At 61.0% G+C, this 24,712-nt stretch carries 17 protein-coding genes, 1 other RNA gene and 2 pseudogenes; 5 read left to right on the top strand and 15 right to left on the bottom strand.

Features of this window, described 5'->3' with window-relative positions:
• Positions 1-60: 60 nt before the first annotated feature.
• Positions 61-1,284, bottom strand: coding sequence for an alkaline phosphatase family protein (locus BINDI_RS02600; RefSeq protein WP_033489925.1), 1,224 nt, complete (start codon positions 1,282-1,284; stop codon positions 61-63).
• A 120-nt stretch (positions 1,285-1,404) separates the two neighbouring features.
• Between BINDI_RS02600 and BINDI_RS02595 the strand changes: the two genes are divergently transcribed.
• Complete coding sequence (locus BINDI_RS02595) at positions 1,405-4,023, top strand: DNA gyrase/topoisomerase IV subunit A (RefSeq protein ID WP_033489923.1); 2,619 nt, start codon at positions 1,405-1,407, stop codon at positions 4,021-4,023.
• A gap of 227 nt (positions 4,024-4,250) precedes the next feature.
• Here the strand turns inward: BINDI_RS02595 and BINDI_RS02590 are convergent, their stop codons facing one another.
• From BINDI_RS02590 to BINDI_RS07115, 3 genes are all read right to left on the bottom strand, one after another.
• Complete coding sequence (locus BINDI_RS02590; RefSeq protein ID WP_033489921.1) at positions 4,251-6,683, bottom strand: DNA gyrase/topoisomerase IV subunit B; 2,433 nt, start codon at positions 6,681-6,683, stop codon at positions 4,251-4,253.
• A 147-nt stretch (positions 6,684-6,830) separates the two neighbouring features.
• Entirely contained in the window at positions 6,831-8,423 is a 1,593-nt protein-coding gene (locus tag BINDI_RS02585) for an RNA polymerase sigma factor (protein ID WP_033489919.1), read from the bottom strand.
• Positions 8,424-8,535: 112 nt separating this feature from the next.
• Positions 8,536-9,234, bottom strand: coding sequence for a hypothetical protein (locus tag BINDI_RS07115; protein ID WP_052108687.1), 699 nt, complete (start codon positions 9,232-9,234; stop codon positions 8,536-8,538).
• A 207-nt stretch (positions 9,235-9,441) separates the two neighbouring features.
• Here BINDI_RS07115 and BINDI_RS02575 point away from each other — a divergent pair, with 207 nt between their 5' ends.
• Positions 9,442-10,653, top strand: a complete 1,212-nt coding sequence (locus BINDI_RS02575; RefSeq protein ID WP_158332586.1) for a polyprenyl synthetase family protein — start codon at positions 9,442-9,444, stop codon at positions 10,651-10,653.
• Positions 10,654-10,702: 49 nt separating this feature from the next.
• Positions 10,703-12,952, top strand: a complete 2,250-nt coding sequence (locus tag BINDI_RS02570; protein ID WP_033490813.1) for a Stk1 family PASTA domain-containing Ser/Thr kinase — start codon at positions 10,703-10,705, stop codon at positions 12,950-12,952.
• Between the two features lie 37 nt (positions 12,953-12,989).
• On the opposite strand, the gene BINDI_RS02565 is transcribed toward BINDI_RS02570, so the two are convergent.
• The gene (locus BINDI_RS02565) at positions 12,990-13,679 is read right to left on the bottom strand and encodes a lysophospholipid acyltransferase family protein (protein ID WP_033489917.1); all 690 of its coding nucleotides are present in this window, start codon (positions 13,677-13,679) and stop codon (positions 12,990-12,992) included.
• A 48-nt stretch (positions 13,680-13,727) separates the two neighbouring features.
• On the opposite strand from BINDI_RS02565, the gene BINDI_RS02560 reads away from it, so the two are divergent.
• Positions 13,728-14,273 (top strand): hypothetical protein, encoded by a 546-nt coding sequence (locus BINDI_RS02560; RefSeq protein WP_052108685.1) that lies wholly within the window; start codon positions 13,728-13,730, stop codon positions 14,271-14,273.
• A gap of 22 nt (positions 14,274-14,295) precedes the next feature.
• On the opposite strand, the gene trpD is transcribed toward BINDI_RS02560, so the two are convergent.
• The 4 genes and pseudogenes from trpD to hpf form a co-directional block, all read right to left on the bottom strand.
• Positions 14,296-15,369: an anthranilate phosphoribosyltransferase gene (gene trpD / locus BINDI_RS02555; protein WP_033489915.1), complete on the bottom strand. Its 1,074-nt coding sequence runs from the start codon at positions 15,367-15,369 to the stop codon at positions 14,296-14,298.
• A gap of 229 nt (positions 15,370-15,598) precedes the next feature.
• Positions 15,599-15,784, bottom strand: a pseudogene (locus BINDI_RS07805) (SEC-C metal-binding domain-containing protein); the annotation flags it as partial.
• Positions 15,785-15,961: 177 nt separating this feature from the next.
• Positions 15,962-18,508: pseudogene (gene secA / locus BINDI_RS02550) on the bottom strand (preprotein translocase subunit SecA); the annotation flags it as partial.
• A gap of 280 nt (positions 18,509-18,788) precedes the next feature.
• On the bottom strand, positions 18,789-19,454 hold the full coding sequence (gene hpf, locus BINDI_RS02545; protein ID WP_033489911.1) for a ribosome hibernation-promoting factor, HPF/YfiA family: 666 nt from the start codon (positions 19,452-19,454) through the stop codon (positions 18,789-18,791).
• A gap of 249 nt (positions 19,455-19,703) precedes the next feature.
• Here hpf and rnpB point away from each other — a divergent pair.
• Positions 19,704-20,075, top strand: an RNA gene (rnpB, locus tag BINDI_RS07225) — RNase P RNA component class A.
• A gap of 93 nt (positions 20,076-20,168) precedes the next feature.
• Here rnpB and BINDI_RS07285 read toward each other — a convergent pair.
• The 6 genes from BINDI_RS07285 to pgsA form a co-directional block, all read right to left on the bottom strand.
• Positions 20,169-20,891, bottom strand: a complete 723-nt coding sequence (locus BINDI_RS07285; protein ID WP_033489909.1) for a regulatory protein RecX — start codon at positions 20,889-20,891, stop codon at positions 20,169-20,171.
• A 3-nt stretch (positions 20,892-20,894) separates the two neighbouring features.
• Positions 20,895-22,070, bottom strand: coding sequence for a recombinase RecA (gene recA, locus BINDI_RS02535; protein ID WP_033489907.1), 1,176 nt, complete (start codon positions 22,068-22,070; stop codon positions 20,895-20,897).
• A gap of 180 nt (positions 22,071-22,250) precedes the next feature.
• Positions 22,251-22,484 carry a DUF3046 domain-containing protein gene (locus tag BINDI_RS02530; RefSeq protein ID WP_033490811.1) on the bottom strand — a complete coding sequence of 78 codons (234 nt, stop codon included), beginning with the start codon at positions 22,482-22,484 and terminating at the stop codon, positions 22,251-22,253.
• Between the two features lie 221 nt (positions 22,485-22,705).
• Positions 22,706-23,203: a helix-turn-helix domain-containing protein gene (locus BINDI_RS07650; protein WP_033490810.1), complete on the bottom strand. Its 498-nt coding sequence runs from the start codon at positions 23,201-23,203 to the stop codon at positions 22,706-22,708.
• Positions 23,204-23,336: 133 nt separating this feature from the next.
• Complete coding sequence (locus tag BINDI_RS02520; protein ID WP_033489905.1) at positions 23,337-23,891, bottom strand: CinA family protein; 555 nt, start codon at positions 23,889-23,891, stop codon at positions 23,337-23,339.
• A 95-nt stretch (positions 23,892-23,986) separates the two neighbouring features.
• A complete protein-coding gene (gene pgsA, locus BINDI_RS02515) occupies positions 23,987-24,622 on the bottom strand; it encodes a CDP-diacylglycerol--glycerol-3-phosphate 3-phosphatidyltransferase (protein ID WP_033489903.1) in 636 nt (211 codons plus the stop codon).
• Positions 24,623-24,712 lie beyond the last annotated feature (90 nt).

The raw sequence follows: 24,712 nt of genomic DNA, 5'->3' as shown, positions 1-24,712 counted from the left end.
CGGCTGGGAAGAACTCCAGCCTCCAGGGCAATGATCCGGGCGGGCTGGAGACCCGGAGTGTCAGACCAGATCGATCAGGCAGGGAATCCGGGTCTCCAGAACCGTCGAAGATCCATGCACACCCGGCAAGCGCGTTGCTGCATCGATTTGAATCCTTGAATCCACCAGGGTCACGCGGTCATGGGCCAAAACCAGGAGGTCACCGATCATCGGCCTGACCCGATTATCGACCTCCCCGAAGAGTCCGGCACCAATGGCCTCCTCTCTGGTCATGACCGTGGCCAGGTCGCCAAGTCTGGTCCTCCATCGCTCTGCTATGGCTTCCGGGGCCACGTCTTTCCGGGCATACAGCATGACGGCTCTGGGCTCCCCGCCGACCAGCTCCACCCCCTCGTTCAGCACCGGTTCACAGGCGATATCGATTCGCTGGGCAGGGTCGGCCGCGACCATGCCGTGGTCTGCCACAATCACGACCAGGGTGCCCTTGGGCAGGCTTCGATGCAGGAGGGCCAGAAGGGCATCGGCGCTCTCCAGGGCCGCGATCCACTCCGGCGTGTCCCAGCCGTGATGATGCCCAACCTTGTCAACGTCACGAATGTAGAGGTAGGTCAGACCTGGTTCGCGAGCGGCCTTGGCCGTATCCAGAACACGCTGACGGGAGTGGTTTGCCGATTGGTAAACACTCCCCCGTAGTGCCGCCCTGGTCAAGGCGGAATCACGGAATCGGGGAAGACCGCAGGAGGTCACCCTGACATCCTGGGCCACCAGCTGCTCGAATACCGTCGGCTGCCGTTGCAGGTCGAGTGGGTCGAGGGCATCCCGGAACTGAATCATCTGACTGATCAGACCGTTCTCAGGATTGAGCTGGGTGTAACCCGTCATTCCGGTCAGCCCCGGGCAGGTACCCGTGCCGAAGACGCCCATGGCGGCAACCGTGGTCGAGGGCAGGCAGGTGGTCATGGGGGGCTGGTTCAGGGGTTCATTCAAAAGCGAGCGCAGATAAGGCACATGCCCAGCCCGGGTGGCCAGGTTCCAAAAGCCCAGTCCATCCACCAGCACCACCACGGCAGAGTCTGCATCCGGCAGATTGAGCGCCGCCTGGAGCCCCTCCGGCGAAGGATGGACGGGAGTCGCAATGGGATGCCCTATGGCCGAGCTCACCGCAGGCAGAACAGAAGAGAGATGCCGGGCCCCGCCGACTTTCCCTATATCGTCCTGGTCCCCATATTGCAACGGCATGGTGGGGTGCAGCAGTTCCTTCATCTCCGGTACGTCCAGGCCCATGAGCCTCATTCAACCACGCTTTGCCGATATTCAGAGCGCCGCTCGATCCGTCGGAACCTGTTTTGGCGGACCATCCGGTTATCATGGGGCGGAACGTCAGGAAGCAGGAGAGCAGACAGCATGGCAAGGCAACGCAGGAGCAAGGCTGCCGGGTACGACCCCCGGGAGGTCAAGGAAAACATCGTCGAGACCCCTCTGAACGAGGAGATGAGCAAGTCCTTCCTGGAGTATGCCTACTCCGTCATCTACGCCAGGGCCCTCCCCGACGCCCGCGACGGCCTCAAGCCGGTGCAGCGCAGGATCATCTATCAAATGGGGCAGATGAACCTGACCCCTGACCGGCCCTACATGAAGTCCGCCCGTGCCGTGGGCGAGGTCATGGGCAAGCTCCACCCCCATGGCGACTCCTCCATCTACGAGGCCATGGTCCGTCTGGCCCAGCCCTTCGCCATGCGTCTGCCCCTGGTTGATGGCCATGGCAACTTCGGATCGCTGGATGATGGTCCGGCAGCCTCCCGATACACCGAAGCACGCCTGGCCCCGGCCGCGCTGGGCATGAACGCCGACATTGACCAGGACACCGTCGACTTCAGCCCCAACTACGACAACAAGCTGAAGGAACCGGTTGTCCTCCCCTCGGCCATACCCAACCTCCTGGTCAACGGGGCCTCCGGCATCGCCGTGGGCATGGCCACCAATATGGTCACCCACAACCTGGGCGAGGTCGTGGCGGCCGCCAAGTACCTGATGGGTCACCCAGACGCCGGCCTTGATGATCTGATGCGTTATGTCCCCGGTCCCGACCTTCCCGGCGGGGGTGTCATAGTAGGACGTGACGGGATTCGCCAGGCCTATGCCAAGGGCCGCGGCGCCTTCGTGACCCGATCGGTGACCCATGTTGAAAACGTCACCGCCCGGAAGAAGGCCATCGTCGTCACGGAACTCCCCTTCATGGTCGGCCCTGAACGTGTCCTGGAACGGATCGGCGAGGGGGTCAAGAACCACAAGCTGGAGGGGATTTCCAGCGCCATCGATCTGACAGACCGCCACAACGGCACCCGTATCGTCATCGAGATCAAGACAGGGTTCGACCCGGGCAAGGTCCTGGGCAAGCTCTTCAAATACACACCGCTTGAGGATTCGTTCACCATCAACAACGTGGCCCTGGTGAGCGGGCGGCCCCACACCATGGGACTCAAGGAGCTTCTTGAGGTCTGGATCGAACATCGACGTACGGTAATCAGACGGCGCAGCGAATTCCGCAAAACCAAGGCCAAGGAACGCCTCCACCTGGTCGAGGGCATGCTCCTGGCTCTGGTCGACATCGACGAGGTCATCCAGGTCATCCGCACCTCAGAAAACGCCGATGAAGCCAAAAACCGGCTCATGGCGGTATTCGACCTGGATCAGATCCAGGCCCAGTACATCCTCGACCTTCGTCTGCGCCGCCTGACCAGGATGAGCCGGATTGAGCTGGAAAGCGAAAGGGACGACCTGCGCCGCCAGCTGGATGAACTGGAAGGCATCCTGTCCTCAAGCGCCGCCCTGGACAGGGTGGTGATTGATGAGATGGACAAGGCCGTTGAGGAGTGGGGCAGCCCCCGGCGGACCGTGATCCTGGACCAGGAGCCTTCGGGCGAGTTGGCCCCGGTCACCGCCCAAGAGGATGAGGAGAGCGCCCAGAGACTGGCCAAGGCCACCAGGGCCCTTGCTGCGGCAGGAGAACCCGGCAAGAGTGGTGCCGGAGCAGGTGCCGACCTCCAGCTTGAGGACCAGCCCTGTACCGTCATGATGAGCGCGACCGGTCTTCTGGCCCGGAGCACGGCTGGTGCCCTGGATGTCTGGAAGGGCAGGAGCAACGCGGACGGGCGGGCGGCCGATGATCAGATACTCTCCATCTTCCCCACCACGACTCTTTCCTCCTACGGACTGATCACCTCCGCCGGCCGTCTGGTCACGGCCCAGGTGGCAGACCTCCCCCTGATACCGGCCACAGCCAGTCTCAGCCTGACAGGGGGTGTCCACGGGAGCGAGCTCCTGAACGGGACCCAGAGTACCGACCCCACGCCCGGGGAGGAGGCCATAACGGTCGTCGACCTCAAGGACACCACTCCCCTGGCCATCGGAACCAGGAACGGCATCGTGAAGCGGTGGAACCGTGAGGCGCCAACAACCATGGACTCCTGGCCCATCATTGATCTGAAGGATGGCGACGAGGTGGTCTTCGCCTCTCCTTGCGCAGACAAGGACCGACTGGTCTTCATCGCTTCCGATGCCAGCCTCCTCACCTTCCCGGCCGAGAAGGTCCGCCCACAGGGACGGAACGCCGGAGGCATGGCGGGAATCAGGCTGAACGAGGGATGCCGGGTCACCACATTCGCCGTGGTACCGGTCGGTGGACTGGCCTGGACCTACGAGGAGACGGATACCGGCCTGACCTCCCAGTCCGGTGCCGTGGTCCTGACCGTGGCCGGTGATTCCGAGGCCCTGCCGGGGACCGAGAACGGTGCCGCCAAAGTGACACCCCTGGAGATGTACCCCATCAAGGGACGAGGCACTGGCGGAGTGCGTTCCCAACGCTTCCTGAAGGGGCAGGACACCCTCCTGACGGCATTTGTGGGTTCCTGGCCGCTTCGAGCCTCCACGGCCGCTGGCACCCCCGTAGAACTCCCCGAAGTGGATATGCGCAGGGATGCCTCCGGTCAGGAACTGGCCGCACCCATTGCCTACGTGGCCTGAAAGCAGATCCGATTGTGTGAGGCTCCGGGTGGGAAGGTCCTGTTCCGGTAACACCGACTCTCCCGCCCGGACCTGAACGGGCGAGTCCCCTAAGGCACGAGCGCATATCGGCCGTCTTGGTGCAGGAGGCATCCCGACGCCTGTGAACAGGAGCACCTGAGATGAATCGGGGGTAAACGCCCCCATAGACGTTTACCCCCGAACCGAACAGCCGGAATCAGGACCGATCAGGTATCGATCTTGCTCCGATCAAAGTCATCGGCATTGTCCACGATGAACTGCTTGCGTGGCGGCACGTCATCACCCATGAGCAGTGGGAATATGCCGGAAGCCCTCTCGGCGTCCTCCATACGGATTCGGCGAAGCATCCTGGTCCTGGGGTCCATGGTGGTGTCGGCCAGCTGGTCGGCATCCATCTCACCCAGACCCTTGTAGCGCTGCACATCGGGGTTGTAATCGATATGCTGCCTACGCAGATCGGCCAGCTTCCCCTCCAGTTCATCGTCCGAATAAGTGTAGATGAACTCACCCTTGCGCTTGCCCGCCAGGGCGATTCTGTGAAGGGGCGGCACGGCGGCGTATACATGACCGTACTCGATCAGCGGCCTCATGTACCGGTAGAAAAGGGTCAGCAGGAGGATGCGGATATGGGCACCGTCAACATCCGCATCAGTCATCATGATGACCTTGTTGTACCTGGACTGGTTGATATCGAAACTGGCTCCGGAACCGGCCCCGACTACCTGGATGATGGAGGCACACTCCTTGTTGGTCAGCATCTGGGAGAGCGAAGCCTTCTGGACGTTGAGAATCTTCCCCCTGATGGGCAGAAGGGCCTGGAACATGGAGTTCCTGGCCGCCTTGGCCGTACCCAGGGCGGAATCGCCCTCCACGATGAAGAGCTCGGCGATATCGTCATTGCCCGGCATGGAATCCGAGAGCTTCGATGGCATCGAGGCGGACTCCAAGGCGTTCTTGCGCCGGGTGACCTCCTTGGTCTTTCTTGCCTGAATGCGGGCATGCATCTCGCCCACGATCTTTTCGAGGACCCGGCCCGACTGCTCCTTGAATCCCCGCCTTGAGCCGGTAATCATCTCACCGAACTGATCATCCGTCATTCGGGTCACCAGTGGCTTGACCTGCGCCGTTCCCAGGACGTCCTTGGTCTGACCCTGGAACTGGGGTTCGGCGATGCGAACCGTGACCACGGCCACCAACCCGGCCAGGACATCGTCACGTTCGATCTTGCTGTGGGAGTCCTTCAGGTTCACCTTGAGCTTACGGGCGTTGGCCTCTACGGCCTTGCGAACCTGGCGGGTCATGGCGTTCAGAAACCCATCCACGTGCATGCCGCCGCCGGGCGTGGCCACCACATTGACGAAACTGCGAATGACCGAGTCGTAGTCATTGACCCAGCGCAGGGCTATATCCACCCCGCAGGTTCGTTCCACCTGCTCGGCATGGAGCTCCCCGTCAGGACCTACCTTCTGGGTCTCTTCCTGGTAGGTGGACTCGCCGGAGATGTGCCAGACATCACTGACGGGCTCCCCCTTGGAAAGGAAGTCAACGAAGTCCTTGACCCCGCCCGTATGGAGGAACTCCTCCACGCGCCGGTGACCGGCCGATTCCACCGGCTCCAGCATGGCCTGGTCAGCCTGCTCGGTGGGGCCAATCTCCGCCCCGGCCTGCTCGGTCTCCCCTGCCTCGGCAGTCTTGGAAACCTCTACAGCGGCCTCATCCTCTTCGTCATCACCAGGTAGAGCGGCATCTGAGAGTTCTGATTCCAGATTCAGCGAAGCCGCCGAATCGGATAGGAACCCAGCTGTCGAATCCGTGGTCTCGTCAGCGGATGGACCCGACTCGGAGGACACGAACTCGGAGGAACCCTTGTCAACCTCCTGCATGAGGTCCCGGTCCGGATCGCCTGTTTCCGGCACCTGCTCATCTATGACGGTTATCTTCAGACCGGGAACCAGGAAGCTGGTCTGTCTGGCCCTGTCTATCAACTGCTCATAAGAGAAGCGGGCCGTGGTATTGAAAATCTCGGGATCGGCCCAGTACCTGACCCTGGTACCGGTCTTGCGCTTGGAAACGCTTCCCACAACCTCCAGGGGGGTGGGCTTGTTCTTTCTGGTCCGCTTGAAGGGGGAATCCGGTGAGGGATGCTCAGGGTCGGCATCCTGGTAGACACCGGGATGACCCTGGTGGAACTGCATCCGATGGGTCTTGCCGTCCCTGTCGACCTCAACATCCAGGCGGGAACTCAGCGCGTTGACCACGGACGAACCGACACCGTGCAGACCACCTGCAGCATTGTATGAGGCGTTGCCGAACTTGGCACCCGCATGGAGCTTGGTAAGGACCACCTCGACACCGCTCAGGCCCGTCTTGGGCTCAATGTCGACAGGAATGCCTCGGCCGTTGTCCGCCACCTCGATGGAGCCATCCTGATGGAGAGTGACCGTGATCTCTGTGCAGGCCCCGGCCAGAGCCTCATCGACGGAGTTGTCGATGATCTCCCAGAGGCAATGCATGAGCCCCTGGCTGTCGGTGGTTCCGATATACATACCTGGACGCTTGCGCACCGCGTCCAGACCTTCCAGAACCGTCAGACTATTGGCACCGTATCCACTGCCCGTCTCAGCCTTGCTGCCAGCCATTTTCCTCGCTGTCCACCTTCGAAACCGTGGGCGGCTCCCGCAGACCGGACCGGATTCCTCCGAGCCGACCCGAGTAGACTGCCCTCACCTACCGTCAACCTTTTCTAGCAAGGGACCCCCGACAGTGCCGGGCTCCCCCGCTTGGACTCACTGGTCCAGGAAGTCGCGCAGGGTCTGCGACCGTGAGGGGTGACGCAGTTTGGACATGGTCTTGGACTCGATCTGACGGATGCGCTCACGTGTAACCCCGTAAACCCTGCCGATGTCGTCCAGGGTCTTGGGCTGCCCGTCCTCCAGGCCGTACCGCATCTTTATGACGCCGGCCTCTCTGGGGCTCAGGGTCTCCAGAACCTGCTTGAACTGCTCCTGGAGAAGGGAGAAGGCCACGGCATCCGAGGGAGCGATGGCGTCCGTATCCTCAATCAGGTCCCCGAACTCGGAATCACCATCTTCGCCCAGCGGGGTGTGGAGGGAGATGGGTTCGCGACCATACTTCTGGACCTCCTGTACCTTCTCGACAGGCATGTCCAGTTCCCTGGCCAGCTCGTCAGGGGTGGGTTCGCGTCCCAGGTCCTGGAGCATCTGACGCTGAACGCGGGAGAGCTTGTTGATGACCTCGACCATGTGAACAGGCACACGAATGGTGCGGGCCTGGTCAGCCATGGCCCTGGTGATGGCCTGACGAATCCACCAGGTGGCGTAGGTCGAGAACTTGTAGCCCTTGGTGTAATCGAACTTCTCCACGGCTCGAATCAGACCCAGGTTGCCTTCCTGAATCAGGTCCAGGAAGAGCATGCCACGGCCGGTGTAGCGCTTGGCCAGGGAGACAACCAGACGGAGGTTGGCCTCCAGGAGGTGATCCTTGGCCTTCTTCCCGTCGTTGGCGGCCCACTTGAGCTCACGCCGACGCTTGAAGTCCATTCCCTCATCATCGGTATCCAGCAGGTGCTGGGCATAGAGACCGGCCTCGATGCGTTCGGAGAGGTCCACCTCCTGCTCAGCGTTCAGCAGGCTGACCCGGCCAATCTGCTTCAGGTAGTCCTTCACCGGATCCGCAGTGGCACCTGCAGTGACCACGCGACGTTTGGGATTGCCGGAGGGGGTGACGCTCTCGTCATCCTCGGAATCGTCTACAACGAAGGCTCCTTTGACCTTGGCGGCCAACTCGTGGGCGGCCTTTCGGTCCTCCTCGGCCTCCTCGCTTACTTCGCGGGCCTCGTGCTCTTCCTCGTCGTCACTGCCGGGCTCGTCTTCCAACTGGTCCTGGTCCTTATCCAGTTCGTCGGATTCGGGGGTGCCGTTCTCATCGATGTCCGTGACATCGAATTCGTCCTCGCCGGTCTGGTCCTCCAGGATTGCGTCGTCAACGGGCTTATCCGTCGTCTTACCGGCCTTGGTCGAGGTACTCTTACCGCTTGTTTTCTTGGTGGTCCCGGTCTTGGCTGCTGATTTTTTGGCAGAGGACTTCCTGGCTCCGGTCGACTTGGACTTCCCCGTTGAGGAACCCTCTACCGACTCCTTCTCAGCAGTGGCTCCGCTCTTGTTGGAAGAGGCCTTGGCGGCGGCGGTCTTCTTCGCGGCGGACTTCTTGGTCGGCGTTGCCGTCTTGCCCTTGGCCCGGGTACCAGTCTTGGCCTTGTCACCCTTTTGGCTCCGGTCCTTACCGGAAGTCGAGGGGGTCTTGGCCTCCTCGGCGTCCACCTCGGCTGTCTTGACTGACTTGGTGTCCTTAGTGGCCAAATTATCCTCCTGCGGTATACCCACCTTGCGAACCGCCCTTTGGGCACAGTTATGGCAAGGTCAAATCTTTACTCATTAAGTGAACCATCTCAGGGGGACGATTATTCCCGATTCAGCCGAATTCCTTCCAAGCCGGCAGAATCGAGTGAACCGTCAGGTTGAGCACGATGGCCGCCAGACTGCACTGGGCATCATCGGCAAGGGCCTCCTCCGCCTTGGCAGCAGCCCCATCACCACCCATCCACCAGAGGGTATAGGCGGCCACCGCATGGGATTGGGCCTTATGCCCCCGGCGCATGATCCCCGCCATGCGGTCCAGCAGGGCCAGTCCCGCCCTGCACCGGGGAAGGTCCGGATGTGAATCGCCATCCTTGAATGCCGAGTCGAGGATATCGCAGAGCAGGGTGACGTTGTCGGCCTCGTGGGGATGTACACACAAGTCCAGGAGTCTGGGACAGTCCAGATTGCCCTTTCCGTATATCAAGGAAACAATCAACCCGTCACGGATGGGCAGGGTTTCACCAATCAGGACCGCCAGGACCGCCATCTGAGCCAGGGACATGCACCGATCCGAAGTCGGGGCTTCCGCCTGTTTCCCCGGGCCGCCACATTCTGACTCTCCGGCTTGTTCCAAGGCCTGAGACCAGGCACTGAGCGGGGACTGCAACCATGCCTTATCGGCTTCCGCAACCCCCGACTCCCGCCTGTCCGCCCGGTACTTCTCCAGGATCGACTTCTCCTGGGAGGCCGTCAGAGTCCCATCAGCCCCCATGACCTCGAACCGCGCCCCGTCTTGATTGAACCCTGTCATTCCCGGTACCTCCCGACCTGTTGATCTGCTGGTGGCACACGGGAGAACGACCGGAACCACCCGAACCACTTGGCTTCGTGACACAAGCCTGTCATCGATGTCCCATGAGGCACATGCCTCACAGACGGTGTGGTCGAATGTGGGCACACCCCATCTGCCCTGAGAAGAGCCTGACCCATGGGGACGTCTGCGGATAGGCTCATATCCATGGAAACCCTCACACCTGAGACCATCGAACAGCGGATGAGCGAACTGGTCGAGGCCTGTCGGCAGGACCACCTCGGCGAGCCGGAAACGGGCGCAGACGGCATCCCGACCCCGATACAGGCCTTGAATGCCGTGTGGGACGAGGCCGGCCGGGCGGGCCGGGGCGGCAAACGACTGAGGGCACTCCTGCTCTGGGACACCTATCGGGCGATCGGAGCAGGCGAAGAGAACACCGACCAGGCAGTCATCGATCTGGCCTGCGCGCTGGAGGTCTACCAGACCAGTGCCCTGGTCCATGACGACATCATCGACAACTCCCCCCTTCGCCGCGGCAAACCGTCCTCCCATATGGTCCTGTCGAACCTGACAGGCCCCGAGGAGAACCCTGAACGAACAGACCTCGGAAATCCCATGCGTCAGGACCACCTCGGTGCCGGTCGAAGTTCAGAAGCGACAGCAGCCAGGGGGCGTGGGCTGGGCATCCTTCTGGGAGACCTGCTGTCCACCTCCAGCTCCGATCTGGTCTCCAGGGCGTCCGCCTCCCTCCCATCGGGCGAGAGCATCCTCCGGACCTTCCTCGGCATGCAGACCGCTGTGGAAACCGGGCAGGTCCTCGATATGGGCATGGAAATCATGCCCTTGGATGATCCCGAACAGCTGCGTCGTGAGGCATTCAGGACCATGGGATGGAAAACAGCCTCCTATACGACCATGACACCCCTTGCCCTGGGACTGATGGCAGGCGGCATCGACCCGGACCGCACCCGTGCCCTGGCCTATGATCTCGGCCTCCATCTCGGCCTCCTCTTCCAGTTGCGAGACGACCTCCTCGATGTGGAGGGCCGCAGCGGTCAAACCGGCAAACCCCAGGGAGGGGACATTCTGGAGGGGAAGCGGACCGTGCTCCTTGCCGATACCCTCTCAATGGCCTCTCAGGATGAGGCCGAAAGGCTCAGGGCGGCCTACAGGGCACCCCAACGCACACCGGATCAGGTGGCATGGGTCCGACGCCTGATGGAGACCAGCGGGGCTGTGGAGAAAAGCCGGAACCGTATGGATCGTCTGACCAGTTCGGTCTATGAGGAAATAGCCAACCTGTGCCAAGAGTTGTCACTGGATGACAGGCAGGGCTCCATCATCGAGCGGGCCTGCCGCCGTTTCATGCCCGATGCCGCGACTCCCGGGTATCATAGGCATGGAATTGACGGATAAGGAGGCCGAACCAGCCTCCCCAGCGACCAGAAGGCCATACGATACCAGCATGAGCGAAGCGGAAGATACGACCAGGGACCGAATCATCGACGGCCGCTACCGCATCCTGCGCAAGGTGGCGGAGGGTGGAATGGCCACGGTCTACGAGGCCCTGGATGAACGGCTGAACCGCCATGTGGCCGTCAAGGTCATGCATACGCAGTTGGCCCAGGGCCCACACCGCGCCCAGTTCGAGGAACGGTTCCGCCGCGAGGCCCAGTCGGCCGCGGCAATCGCCAACCCCCATATCGTCCAGGTCTACGACACCGGGCTTTTCGAGGGACTGGACTACCTGGTCATGGAGTATGTGCACGGCATCAGCCTGCGCCAGGAGATGGGCCGTCAGGTGACCTTCAACCTGCGGGAGACCATGCGTATCCTGGGTGAGATCCTCGATGGCCTCTCCTCGGCGCATCAGGCCGGAGTGGTCCATCGCGACATAAAGCCGGAGAACATCCTCCTCAACGACCGGGGCCACGTGGAAATCACGGACTTCGGCCTGGCACGGGCCGCCTCACAGGCCACCCTTTCCTCAACCGGCATGCTCCTGGGAACAGCCGCATATCTGGCCCCCGAAACCATCGAGAACAACCAGGCCACCCCCCAGGGCGATCTCTATGCAGTCGGAATCATGGCCTATGAGATGCTGACCGGCACGGTCCCATTCGCCAGCCAGAACCCCGTCACCATCGTCTTCAAGCACGTCCACGAGGATGTCCCCGCCTTGTCAAAGGTCTGCCCAGGCATTGACCCGGACGTTTCCGACATGGTCACCCGTCTGACAAGTCGCTCCATCGCGGGAAGGCCCAAGGATGCCACCCAGGCCCTGCAGGAATTGAATCTGGTCCAACATGGGCTGAGCATGCAGGCGCTTCAGTTCATCATGCCCGCCCCCCATGCTCCAGAGGCGACAAACAGCACCAACGGGGTCCAGCAGACATCGGACGCGACTGCCGACGGGTCTTCCCTACCTCAGTCCGATAAACATGACGCCACCACCGATATGGACCAGCCGGACTCCCCCGCCCCGCCAGTGCCGGCGCCCCCGCAAACGCCCGGACGGGATGGAACCGACAGGGCGACTTCAGCGGAGACCCGCAGGTACATCCTGAACGATGTCAACCCCGAACAGACCCAGGTCATGTCGTCCCCAGCCACGAACCCGTCGGAGACCACCCGAATCGGCTCTGATCCCCTGGCACCAGGCCTCCAGAGCGATGCAGAACTGCCGGCAGAGGCCCAAGGCGAGGAGCAGCTCCCCTCAGGGTCGGGCAGCAGGAAAAAGGGGAAGCGGGCACTGATCATCGCACTCATCGTCATCCTCGTCCTTGCCCTGGCAGGGGGCGGAGGCGGTTCCTGGTGGTACTTCATGGGGCCCGGCAGCTATCACACCCTCCCCAAGCCTGATGATATTTCCTGCGCTGAAAACCAGGCCTGCAAGGTCATTGGTGCAGATTTCGCCAAGTACTCCCGCACTCTCAAGGTCGCCGGCATTGAGATGGAATCTGCTTATGACTTCAGCGATTCTGTGGCCAAAGGCGCCATCATGGCAGCGGATCCTGACACGGTGGGATCCCGCATCAGCAAGAGGATGGGTCGAGTCAAACTGACCGTCTCCAAGGGCGTCCGTGAGGCCACGGTGCCGGAAAACCTCCTCACAGCAGACACCGCCGAAGGCAAGGACCCATTGCAGGCCCTGAAAACAGCTGGGTTCAGTCGGATAGACCATGACCAGTCCAAGGATCAGTACTCGATGGACATACCCGAGGGAGCGGCGATTTCAGTGGACCCCGCCCCGGGAACCAGGACCCGCCACGACACCCAGGTCACCCTGGTTCTGTCCAAGGGGAAGATGCCGGTGGCCATGCCCGACGTCGTCGGCAAGTCAAGAGAAGAAGCCAAGGCTGCCCTGGAGGCCCTTCGACTCACCGTCAACTACCGTGAGGACTGGTCGGACAAGGTGCCCCGCAACCGGGTGGTATCCGCCTCCCATCAGGCCCAGGAACAACTCCACTGGGGGGACACGGTCGACGTGGTGGTATCCAAGGGACCGCAGGCCATCTCCATGCCTGATGTCAAAGGAAAAAGCCAGGACGAGGCCACCAGGATCCTGGAAGGCTACGGGCTCAAGGTCAACATCTCCGCACCCTTGGGCAACCTGACCCATACCGTGCGAATCCAGGACCCCGAACCAGGCAGTCAGGTCAAGGTGGTCAATGATGATGGCTCACCGGCAGTGGTGACCCTGACCGTGGTCTGATGACCTGCCCGCAGGCATCCTTCGGCAGACCGGAACGTCAGTCGAGCTCCTTCTTCGCCTGATGCGCCTTGATGACCTGGGCATATACATCCACATACCGCTGCCCGCTCATCTCCTGAATCTCCTGCATGATCCGATCGGTCAGGTTACGGACCTCTTCATGGGTGAGACTGTTGACGGGAGTGTAGGGCACGGGAATGGGCTTGCCGAAGATGACCTTTGTCCTGCCCCGGTGAGGAAGCACACGACCAGGCTCCTGAAGTTCCCTGGTACCTATGATGGCTGCGGGAACCACGGTCGTCCCGGTCTCGAAAGCGAGACGCGCCACCCCGGTGTGACCCCTGTACAGCCGACCGTCAGGGCTGCGCGTACCCTCCGGGTGAATACCAAAGATATGCCCGTGCTCAAGGATGGAACGCGCGGTTTCCATGGCTCCCAGCGATTTGGAACCACCCGACCTGTCAACGGGGAACACCCCGACCGAGCTGAACCACCACTTCTTGAATCTGCCCTTGAATCCTTTGCCGTTGAAATACTCGGCCTTGCCCATGAAGTGAATCATCCTCGGGCAGGTGATGGGCAGGAGGGCATCGTCGATTACGGCCAGGTGGTTGGAGGCGATGATCACGGCCCCATCCTTGGGAATGTTCCCCGCACCTTCGACGGTCGGTCCGAACCAGGTACGGGCCAACGGACCAAGCAGTTTGACGAAGAACCAATACAGCACAAGGCCTCCTTGGTAGCGGATGCGTTCCGCCGAGGTTACGATGGTTACATGACCGAGCACAAGAATAACAACGCCGGGGAACAGTATAACAGCGATGAGGGAACCGGGTCCGCACAGGAGAACGGGGAGTGGGAGCACTTCCTGAACTCGCATGCAGACGAGTTGAATTCACTGGAGTCATCCAGGACGGCAAGGAAGTTCGAGAAAAAGGCTCGGAAGTCCGAGAAGAAGGCGGCTCTGAAGGCAGAGGATCTCAGGCAGGGCTCTTTTGTCGGCGGCGCCGGTCCACGCGATTTCCAAGGTAGGAGCTGGCTCGACACCGATGAGGTCATGGACGGGTCGTCGACCTTCACCCCGCCCGATCCCGATCTGAGCGACCTCGGCAGAAGCAGAATCGTTTACATCATCATGACCGTTTTGGGCCTGGTCTGCTTTTTCCTGACCTTACTCATTCCCGGATGGTCCCGACTGACAGGCATCCTGGCTGGCCTACTTCTGTTGATCGGAATCTCTGGACTCATCATCGACAGGAAGAACTTCCGTCAGTCCTCAAGTGGTCTCTTCGATGACGACGAACGTCTGTACCGGCGTTGATGTCAAAGACCCTTCACGCACATCAATCCTGCTCGTAGCGGGACCTTGCCGCCCGGGCCCCTTCCACCCAGGACGCAAGCAGGCTGGCGGCCCTGCCCTGGTCCACAGCCTCCTCTGCCAGGTGATAGGCCTGGGCAAAGCGGGAGGTCAGATCGGCCCCGGGCCCCATGTTGATTAATGATCCGTCCGCCACGATGGCGGATGCCGCATTGAGCAGGGCCGTGGAACGTGAGGGAACCGGCTTTCCTGCAAGGAAGTCCCTGACAACGCCGGCGTTGAAGGCGGGATCACCGCCGCGCAGGTCATTGATATCAACGGGGTCGATTCCCAATTCACGAGTCGGATCGAAGGTCCTCTCCTCCACCTGTCCCCGGCGAATCTCCCAGATGGAGACCGGACCGGTCGGGGCCATCTCATCAAGACCTTCCGCCGATGTGTAGACCATCCCCTCCTGCCCCCGAGATGCATAGACCTGGGCCATCATGGGGCTGAGTTGGCGTTGGGCGCAGCCGATGGCCACATGGCTTGGCTGGGCCGGATTGGTCAGGGGGCCAAGCAGGTTGAAAACGGTCGGAATGCCCAGAGCCGAGCGGACTGGGCCCACAAAGCGCATGGCGGGATGGAAGGTCTTGGCAAAGGCGAAGGTGATGCCGAACCGATCAGCCATATCGGCCACATCACGTGGCTTCAGGTCCAACGGGAGACCAAGCTGCTCCAGGCAGTCGGCTGTACCACTCTTGCTGGAAGCGGCCCTGTTCCCGTGCTTGACGATCCTGACCCCTGCCGCGGCGGCGACGATGGCACCCATGGTCGACAGGTTGACCGTTGCCGCCCCATCGCCGCCCGTACCGACAATGTCAGTCACGTCACCACTGACCTTCAGAGGCACCGCATGCCCCACCATGGCTTTGGCCGCCCCTTCAACCTCCTGGCTGGTCAGCCCCAAAGCCGACTGCATGGACAGGACCGCGCCCACCTGAACCGGGTCGGCGTTCCCATCCATCAGGTCGTTCATGTACCACTCGGTCTCATCCGCGCTCAGGTGTCGTCCGGACACCAGCGAGTTCAGGATGGATTTCCAGGTAAGTGGCCGCATGATGACTCTTTCCTTTGATCTGGGGCGTGAAGCATCCCTGTTTGCTCCAGGTTTACTCCCCCGCCCTCACTCCCGTGCAGGACCGTCCCGAATGATGGTCACCCCACGACCGGCATATGGAAAACGGCCACCGCCCTTATGGGCGATGGCCGCCAATCAAACCAGGAGCCCACGGAGGATTCCCGATTCGACCACAGGTCCTGAATTCAGTAACAGTACCTAGGGCACGTCACATTTCGTTCTGTCCGTGGCACATCTTGTATTTACGACCCGAACCACACGGGCAGGGGGCGTTCTTGGAGGTACCGGGGAAGGTCCTGCCGTCCGACCAGGGAGAGTGCTCCTCCTCGGCCTTGGGACGCTTGTTGACAGGGACCTTGCCATCGGCATGGCTCAGAGGCTCCGGACCAACCACGGCAGACCCTCGTTCGTCCTGGTCGGACAGATCCTCATTGCCGGACTTCTGACCGTCCACCTCGTCGATTTCCGCATCCTCATCCGCGGTATCGGGATCCTGGGGGGCCGTATAGCTGACCTCCTCGGAAGCGTCCTCCTCGGCATCCTGATCAGTCAGGTCTTCGCCTTCCTGTTCGGATTCCTGCTTCCGGGCCAACTCCTCAGCCTCCTGGCTGGCGGCAATCTGGGCCAGGTCCACATTGAAGAGGAGCTGAACACTCTCCTCCTTGATGGCATCAATCATGGAGTTGTACATCTGATAGCCCTCGCGCTGGTACTCGACCAGAGGATCGCGCTGACCCATACCACGCAGGCCGATACCGTCCTTGAGGTAGTCCATCTCGTAGAGATGCTCACGCCACTTGCTGTCGAGCACGGAGAGGACAACCTGGCGCTCCAGCTGGCGGGTGCCTTTTTCGCCCAGCTCCTCCTCGCGTTCACGGTAGATGCCTTCGGCATCATCAAGGACCTCCGTCAAGAGGGCCTTGACGGCCTTATCGCCCTTGCTGCCTTCCAGGGACTTCATGGTCTCGTCCTGGTCCAGGGTAATCGGATAGACCGAGCCAAGAGCCTTCCAGAGCCCATCGGCATCCCAGTCCTTGGGCTTGTCGGACCCCTTCTGAGCACCCCGAATGTAGGACTCGATGGTCTCCTTGATGAAGCGCATGACATCATCATGGATGTCCTCGCCCTGGAGAACCGCCTGACGCTCGGCATAGATGACCTTGCGCTGCTTGTTCATGACATCGTCATACTTCAACACGTTCTTGCGAATCTCGTAGTTGCGGGACTCGACCGACTTCTGGGCGTTACGCACACCCTTGGAAACGCTCTTGGACTCGATGGGCTCACCCTCGGGCAATCCGGAGGACATGACCCTGGCCACCAGCTGGGTGTTGAAGAGCCGCATGAGGTCGTCCTCCAGGCTCAGGTAGAAGCGGGACTCACCCGGGTCTCCCTGACGGCCGGAACGACCACGCAGCTGGTTATCGATTCTCCGGGACTCATGGCGCTCGGTGCCGAGTACATAGAGTCCGCCGAGATCGACGACCTCCTCGTGCTCGTCCTTCACCTGTTCCTTGACCTTATCGAGGGTCTGGGGCCAGAGCTTCTCATACTCCTCCGGGGTATCATCCGGTGAGTATCCCTGCTCCTTGAGCTGCTGGTCGGCCAGGAACTCCACATTGCCGCCCAGCATGATATCGGTACCACGACCGGCCATGTTCGTAGCCACGGTCACGGCGCCCTTGCGTCCGGCCACTGCAACAACCGAGGCCTCACGTGCGTGCTGCTTGGCGTTGAGCACCTGGTGGTCGATTCCGGCCACGTCGAGCAGGGAGGAGACCACCTCGGAAGACTCCACGGAGGCGGTGCCCAAGAGGACCGGCTGCCCCTTGGCATGACGCTTGGCCACATCCTTGACGATGGCGGCCAGCTTCTCCTTCTTGGAACGGTAGATCAGGTCGTCCCGGTCCTTGCGGATCATCGGCTTGTTGGTGGGAATCGGGAGCACACCCAGCTTATAGGTGTTCATGAACTCGGCTGCCTCGGTCTCGGCCGTACCAGTCATGCCCGCCAACTTGTCGTACATGCGGAAGTAGTTCTGCAGGGTGATGGTGGCGAAGGTCTGGTTCTCGGCCTTAACCTCGACGCCTTCCTTGGCTTCGATGGCCTGATGAAGACCCTCGTTGTATCGACGCCCATTGAGCAGACGGCCTGTGTGCTCATCGACAATCAGGACCTCGCCGCGCTGGACCACATAGTCGCGGTCGCGCAGGAAGAGCTCCTTGGCCTTGATGGCGTTGTTCAGGTAACCAATCAGAGCCGTGTTGCCGGGCTCATAGAGGTTGTCGATGCCCAGATAGTCCTCAACCTTGCTGATACCCGGATCCAGGATGCCGACGACCTTCTTCTTCTCGTCGACCTCGTAATCCTCATCCCGGTTCAGTCTTGGGGCCAGTTTGGCGAACTGCCGGTACCAACGAGTCACATCACCATCGGCAGGGCCGGAGATGATCAGCGGGGTACGGGCCTCGTCAATCAGGATGGAGTCAACCTCGTCCACGATGGCGAAGTGGTGCCCACGCTGGACCAGGTCGGCCTTGTCCCAGGCCATGTTGTCGCGCAGATAATCGAAACCGAACTCGTTGTTGGTTCCATAGGTGATGTCGGCCTCATACTGCTTGCGACGCTCCGCGGGCTTCTGGTCGGTGATGATGCAGCCGACACTCATTCCCAGGAAGCGGAAGATGCGACCCATGAGCTCGCTCTGATAGGAGGCCAGGTAGTCATTGACCGTGACCACGTGGACACCCTTGCCCTCCAGGGCATTCAGATAGCTGGGAAGGGTGGCAACCAGGGTCTTTCCTTCGCCTGTCTTCATCTCGGCGATATTTCCCCAGTGCAGGGCGGCCCCACCCATGAGCTGGACATCGAAGTGACGCTGTCCGAGGGTCCTCTTGGAAACTTCGCGTACGGTCGCGAAGGCCTCGGGCATCAACGAATCAAGGGACTCACCATTGTCCAGGCGCTCCCTGAACTTCGCCGTCTGGCCCTTCAGTTCTTCGTCATCCATGGCGGAGATCTTGTCCTCCAGGGCGTTTGTCGCGTCGGCGACTCCCTGAAGTTTACGGATCTGCCGTCCTTCACCCATACGAAGGACCTTGTCCAAGACTGCTACCACGTTGCGCTCCCTATACGTTCTTTCAATCCCCCGTCACACCATCATGAGCCGACGGAGGCCCAGACTTCCACCATATTACGCGAACGCACAGATTTTCACCATGCGACCTGCGTCAGCCTCGGCACGGCATCGGCAGGGTACCCACAAACCACCCTCAGAGCCCCTGTCCCCACTTCGTTTCCATGGCCGTCGGAGACCCCTTGCAGAGGACATGGAAAACCCGCCGACCAGGACTTCCTATCCATCCGTCCGGGACCGGCGGGCCGACAATCGCTACAGCTCACTCCCCGCCGACATGCTCGGGGGTGTCAATCTCAAAGACGCCGTAACTCCACCCGTGCCTGCGGTAGACGACGGAGGGTCGGTTGGTCTCCTTGTTGACGAAGAGGAAGAAGTCATGACCAATCAGCTCCATTTCGTACAGCGCCTCGTCGATGCTCATCGGCTCGGCGATGTGCAACTTCCTGCGAATGACAATCGGGGTGTCCCCGACCTGGACCTCGACAGCCTCTCCTGGCCCGAGGTCGGATGCCACGGCATCCTGTGCACTGTTGTCCGGTTCCGGTGCCGCCACGTCTTCTGGGCGAGGCGTCTCCGCAAGCGGCACTTCGAGCGGCAGGGGGGCATGGTCCAGACCACGCCGGTGGTCCTTGCGCCGATCACGTGCGCGACGCAGACGCTGTGTCAATTTGTCTATCGCCATATCGAAGGCACTGAACTCGTCGGCGCTGGAAGCCTCAGCACGAATCACCGTCTTGCCGGCCTGAACGGTCAGCTCAACCCGCTGTGCGCTGTCGGCCTGGCGAGGATTGCCTTCATGGGTCAGCTTGACCTGGATACGCTGAGCATCAGGAGCTATGGCCGTTACACGATTCATCTTGCTCTCGACGACATCACGGAACCGCTGCTTGATCTGGGTATGACGTCCGGTAATGACGATCTCCATGAGAATCTCCTTGCACTCGTAAGCGGTCAACCCGCTTGTGCGACGGTGAGGGAAAGTCACCGTCGACTGTCAATTCGATTGTAGCTGAAAGAAGCAGGCATTGGCTGATTGCAGGCTCACATTTGCATGTAGGCAATCTGAGTCCATTGGTCCGGTTCCTTGCATTCAGACCCGCTGCCGAAGGTTGCCCGCCCTCCAATCGACGGACCGGGGTGGCGACGGTCCCTCAGGTGGGATAAGCTGACCCCTCGAGACCTCTCGATGGCCGCGGCCATTCCTCTCGGGAATGGCTGAGGAACTTCCGGGCTCCATAGAGCACGATGGCGGATAACGTCCGCCCAGGGCGACCTGAGAGATAGCGCAACAGAGAACAGACCGCCTGCCCCTAGGGCAGGTAAGGGTGAAACGGCGGTGTAAGAGACCACCGGGCCGCTGGTAACAGCGGTCGCACGGCAAGCCTCATCGGGAGCAAGGCCAAGCAGAAGGCATTTAGGGGCTGCTCGTCCCGCCTTCGGGTAGGCCGCTAGAGCCTGGCGGTAACGTCAGGTCGAGATGGATGGCCATCCTCCTGTCGGACTCCGACGGATGACAGAACCCGGGGTATATGAGAGGTCTCATCCCACTTCATGCAGGGAACACGGCAGACACATGCCGCCATTGCGACCATTCCCACCACGTATCCGCCGGGTAATCAAAGCCTATAGGGCGAGACTTTCACACGTCCGTATCGGAGTCGGCCAGGAGGTCATTGGCCACCTGGATCAGGAGGGATGGGTTATGTCCCTTCCGGGAACCGGCACCCCAGAGGCGACGCCTGCGGACGTCGGGAGCGAGACCCTCTGTCCGCTTGGCAACCTTGCGACCCAGCTCATAGGCCGAGTCGACAAAGAGACCTTCTTCGGCAGCCCGCGCTATGACATCCTCCGACAGTGAGCGGTCAAGACCCTTTCGGGTCATCTCGTTGAGGGCGCCTCGCTCCCCCATGGTGCGGTGGAGGCACGAGCGGAGGAGGTCCTGAGCATATCTGCGGTCATCAAGAAGCCCCAGCTGGGTAAGTCTGGTTATGACCTGCTCGATGGTAGGTCCTGTAAACCCCTTGTTGGACAGACGCTGGGCCAGGGTTCCGCTGGACCGGGCCGAGGCATCCAGCAGGGTCAAGGCCGCCTCGCGGCAGGCATCCACACTGTCCGCATCAGGCCGAACCTCCTTGGCAGCCATATCACTGGCACCAAAGCCTCCAGCCTTGGGCTGATGAACCGGATAAGCACGCCTGCCTTTGCGCTTGAATCTGGTTCGGCCCCTCTCCTGGCTGTCGATACGATTACCCTGGTCGCTGCTGTCTCCGTCCCCGTCCTGAGCAGGAGCGCCAGGTTCCGGCTCCCCTGTTTCGGGGAGCCGGATCGGATTGGACTTAAGGAAGTCCTCTGCCGAAATCATCGATCATGCGGCCTGGGCCGTCATAGGGGCACCCTTACCCGGGTCCGCCTTGGCTGCTGACCCTGCAGCCGCCAAGGAACCGGCATCACCAGGCACGGACTTGCCTCCGTCCACGGATTGTTCGTCCTCCTTGGGCTCGGTCGCGAGTCCGAAAGCGGCCTTGACCTTATCTTCAATTTCCTTGGTCAGACCAGGATTATCCTTAAGGAACTGACGGACATTCTCTCGTCCCTGACCCAGCTGATCGCCCTCATAGGTGAACCAGGATCCGGACTTCTTGATGATATTGGTCTCCAAGGCCATGTCAAGAACCGAGCCCTCTTCGGAGATGCCCTCACCGTACAGAATGTCGAACTCCGCAATCTTGAAAGGCGGAGCCATCTTGTTCTTGACCACCTTGACCTTGGTCCTGTTGCCGACTGCCTCGTCCCCGTTCTTCAGGGTCTGAATGCGACGGATATCGAGACGAACAGAGGAATAGAACTTCAGCGCCTTACCACCCGTGGTGGTCTCCGGGCTGCCGAAGAAGACTCCGATCTTCTCTCTGAGCTGGTTGATGAAGATGGCCGTGGTATTGGCCTGGGACAGGGCACCCGTCATCTTACGCAGGGCCTGGCTCATCAGCCTGGCCTGGAGACCGACGTGGCTGTCGCCCATATCGCCTTCGATTTCGGCCTTAGGGACCAGGGCGGCCACCGAGTCGATGACGATGATGTCCAAGGCGCCGGAACGAATCAGCATGTCCGCAATCTCAAGGGCCTGCTCGCCATTGTCTGGCTGGGAAACAATCAGGGAGTCGGTATCGACGCCCAACTTCCGGGCATATTCAGGATCCAGGGCGTGCTCGGCATCAATGAAGGCCGCCACTCCCCCGTTGGCCTGGGAATTGGCCACTGCGTGCAGTGCCAGGGTTGTCTTGCCGGAGGATTCGGGACCGTAGATCTCCACGATGCGCCCACGGGGCAGCCCCCCGATGCCAAGAGCCATGTCAAGAGCCAGGGAGCCGGTGGGAATGACCTCGACATCCTGGGCGGGCTTGTCTCCCAGGCGCATGGCCGAACCCTTGCCGAAGTTCTTCTCAACCTGTGCGAGGGCGGTGTTCAAGGCTGCCTGACGACGGGGATCGATTCCGTCCTCCTGCTCCTTCTTCGCCTTGCCACTGTTGCTCTGTCGTGCCATATGGCTCTCCTTTTCCATAACGTCCTTACGAACCTCATGCTATCCGTCTCAAATCTCCCGGGAGGAGATCCCGACCAATGTGGTCGAACGAGCAGATGACACCCGAATCATCTGTATCACAGTATAACCTGCCATGCGAACAAATGTTCGAAACCTCTTTGACGGGGGAACCGGACCCAATCAGACGGCCGGCATTGGCGGGGCGTTGTGGTCCCTTCCCCACCGGCGCGAATCGGGAATCTCCATCTGGTCACAGAGAACGTTCCAGACCACGCGGGGCTCCATCCCTTCGCCGAGCGCCTCCACCACAGTCATGGAGTCCAGTCGATCCAGCCGCTGGTCCCGAGCCAGGCTGCGCCCATAGACGCGGCCGAAGACCTCCTCCAAGAGTTGCCAGAACTCCCGTTCACGCACAAAGACCACCTCCGCTTCAACTTTCTTCCAGCCCCGGGACCAAGACGAACAACCCCGGAAACATGGAATGGCGCCCGGACCTTACGGACCGGACGCCACACTCATATTGGACAATCCTCAAGCCAACCCGAATCAGTACAGAGCAGAAATACAGCCGGGTCGATTCACCACGGCAGGCCAGCAGCAAGCCGACTGGATCTGTCAGTCAACAATCCCGGAGTTCACTCCTGGGTCGATTCCAGGTAGTCGGCAACCATACGCAAGGTCTGGGGAACACCCAGACCCAGGGCCTCGGCGATGGAGCTGAGCAACTCGGAACTGGCCTCCTTCTGGCCTCGTTCCACCTCGGACAGGTACCCCAAGGAGACACCTGCCTTTTCGCTTACCTCGCGTAGGGTCTTGTGATCATTGGTGCGAAGCTCACGCAACACGTGCCCCAGTGCCTCACGCAGGGAAACCGTGTGCGAAACCGTCTGGGTCTCCTTTACCGAAGAGGCGCGCTGCCTACCCGCCTCCATACCGTCTTCTTCCATCCACATCTTGTTCAGGCTGGCCTGGCGTTCTTCCTTGGCCTTCTTGGCGGCCCGGGCTTTGACCACCTGCTGCTGGGCGAAAACCACAGCCCGGCGCTGTGCAGGGGTCAGATCACGAACGCGGGCTTTGCACTCCGTCGCCGACGCTGCCGGCTTGGCGTCATACCTCGTATCATTCCTCGTCATCACGGTCTCGGTGCTGGCCATTGCAGCCCCTTTCGCAACTTCCTGCTTTTCGTATTCCATTACACAAGAACCAACCGGCACACCGGGGGATTATTCCAGCGGATGAACCGGACGGCGGTATCTGTGACCAAGGTCACGTATAGAGCATCAGAGTCTTGTTCAGTCTATCAAGCACCCGCATGACCGTTCCCCTTCTGACCTGCTCCCGGTCGCCTTCCAGGTGAAGCTCATAGGACAGGGTCCGGTAATCATCGACCAGTTCACGGTGGACGGCCGTCGGCTCGATCAGCCGCCTGGGCAGCGCATACCCGATGTACACCAAGCCGGCAGGGTTGTCTCCATCAGGGCCGGGGCCGGCAACCCCCGTGGTGGCCATGCCGATGACCCTGCCCTCGTAGTCATACTGGGTGTATAAACGGGCCGTTCCCAGAGCCATCTCCTCGGCCACACGGGGATGGACCGCACCATGCATCTTGAGGAGATTCGGATTGACACTCAGAACGGAGGCCTTTGCGGCGATGTCATAGGTAACGGAGGACCCCAGAAAGACATCGGAGGCACCGGGAATCCTGACGAAGGCATCCGCCAAAAGCCCTCCTGTCAGCGACTCGGACGCAGCCAGGTAAAACCGGGAGTCTCGGCAGATGTCGATGACCCTGCCGGCCAGGTCATCGCAGCAATCCTGCATTCCAGTGTTCATCGGTCACCTCGCTACCCCAGGAAGAGCCGGGCCATACGTCGGACCAGGCCTGGGGCTATGCCTCACTATACCTCCGGTGTCCTTTATGAACGGGAAGAGGCCGCCCGCGATCCGCTACCGTAAACCCCTGCCAGATACTCTCCACCCGAATAGAGGCAGAGCACCAGGGCCAGGATGATGACCGCCCGCGTGATGGGCAGATACCAGGACCAGGACGACCCCAGGGGCACCATCAGCATCCCCAGACCCAGACACTGGAAGAGGGTCTTGTACTTGCCCGAATTGGAGGCGGCGATGACCGTCCCCCGCTTGTTGACCACCATGACCCTGAGCAGGGTGATGCCGATTTCGCGGACAAGGAAGAGGATGGTGACCCACCACCAGATTTCATGGTGGAGGGCGGCGATGATCAAGGCGGAACAGACCAGGAGCTTGTCAGCTATGGGATCCATCAGCTTGCCCAGCTCGGTGACCTGGTTATAGCGGCGAGCCATCCAGCCATCGAGTTTATCGGTCGAAGCGGCAATGATGAAGAGCACCGCCGCGGTCCAGCGCAGCCCCATATCAGCCTGCCCCCAGTCACCTGCCATGATGTCGAGGATGATGAAGACGATGACCAGCAGAATCCGGGTATAGGTGACCAGGTTGGGAGGGCTATTCCACCCGTCGAGAAGCGAGTGCTTCCCACCAGAGGTCGTAGACTCGGCATGCTCCTGCATTACCACTCCTTATTCGCAGCTCGTTTCATAGCCTTGCACGCGTCCCAGTGCCATGCTGTAGTGCCATCCTAACGGTAGACCACTCCATGC

The sequence above is a fragment of the Bifidobacterium [indicum] DSM 20214 = LMG 11587 genome (genome assembly GCF_000706765.1).
In the GTDB taxonomy this organism is placed as follows: Bacteria; Actinomycetota; Actinomycetes; order Actinomycetales; family Bifidobacteriaceae; genus Bombiscardovia; species Bombiscardovia coryneformis.
The sequence above is the reverse complement of the archived record's forward strand: the minus strand, read 5'-3'. Positions and strand labels throughout refer to the sequence as shown.

Excerpts from the sequence above, each read along its gene's own strand:
- BINDI_RS02560 (WP_052108685.1), top strand. The coding sequence starts at position 13,728 with ATGACCGAGCACAAGAATAACAACGCCGGGGAACAGTATAACAGCGAT.
- pgsA (WP_033489903.1), bottom strand. The coding sequence starts at position 24,622 with ATGCAGGAGCATGCCGAGTCTACGACCTCTGGTGGGAAGCACTCGCTT.
- BINDI_RS07650 (WP_033490810.1), bottom strand. The coding sequence starts at position 23,203 with ATGACGAGGAATGATACGAGGTATGACGCCAAGCCGGCAGCGTCGGCG.
- BINDI_RS02570 (WP_033490813.1), top strand. The coding sequence starts at position 10,703 with ATGAGCGAAGCGGAAGATACGACCAGGGACCGAATCATCGACGGCCGC.
- BINDI_RS02520 (WP_033489905.1), bottom strand. The coding sequence starts at position 23,891 with ATGCAGGATTGCTGCGATGACCTGGCCGGCAGGGTCATCGACATCTGC.
- BINDI_RS07285 (WP_033489909.1), bottom strand. The coding sequence starts at position 20,891 with ATGATTTCGGCAGAGGACTTCCTTAAGTCCAATCCGATCCGGCTCCCC.
- trpD (WP_033489915.1), bottom strand. The coding sequence starts at position 15,369 with ATGCGGCCACTTACCTGGAAATCCATCCTGAACTCGCTGGTGTCCGGA.
- BINDI_RS02575 (WP_158332586.1), top strand. The coding sequence starts at position 9,442 with ATGGAAACCCTCACACCTGAGACCATCGAACAGCGGATGAGCGAACTG.
- recA (WP_033489907.1), bottom strand. The coding sequence starts at position 22,070 with ATGGCACGACAGAGCAACAGTGGCAAGGCGAAGAAGGAGCAGGAGGAC.
- BINDI_RS02600 (WP_033489925.1), bottom strand. The coding sequence starts at position 1,284 with ATGGGCCTGGACGTACCGGAGATGAAGGAACTGCTGCACCCCACCATG.
- hpf (WP_033489911.1), bottom strand. The coding sequence starts at position 19,454 with ATGGAGATCGTCATTACCGGACGTCATACCCAGATCAAGCAGCGGTTC.
- BINDI_RS02595 (WP_033489923.1), top strand. The coding sequence starts at position 1,405 with ATGGCAAGGCAACGCAGGAGCAAGGCTGCCGGGTACGACCCCCGGGAG.
- BINDI_RS02590 (WP_033489921.1), bottom strand. The coding sequence starts at position 6,683 with ATGGCTGGCAGCAAGGCTGAGACGGGCAGTGGATACGGTGCCAATAGT.
- BINDI_RS07115 (WP_052108687.1), bottom strand. The coding sequence starts at position 9,234 with ATGACAGGGTTCAATCAAGACGGGGCGCGGTTCGAGGTCATGGGGGCT.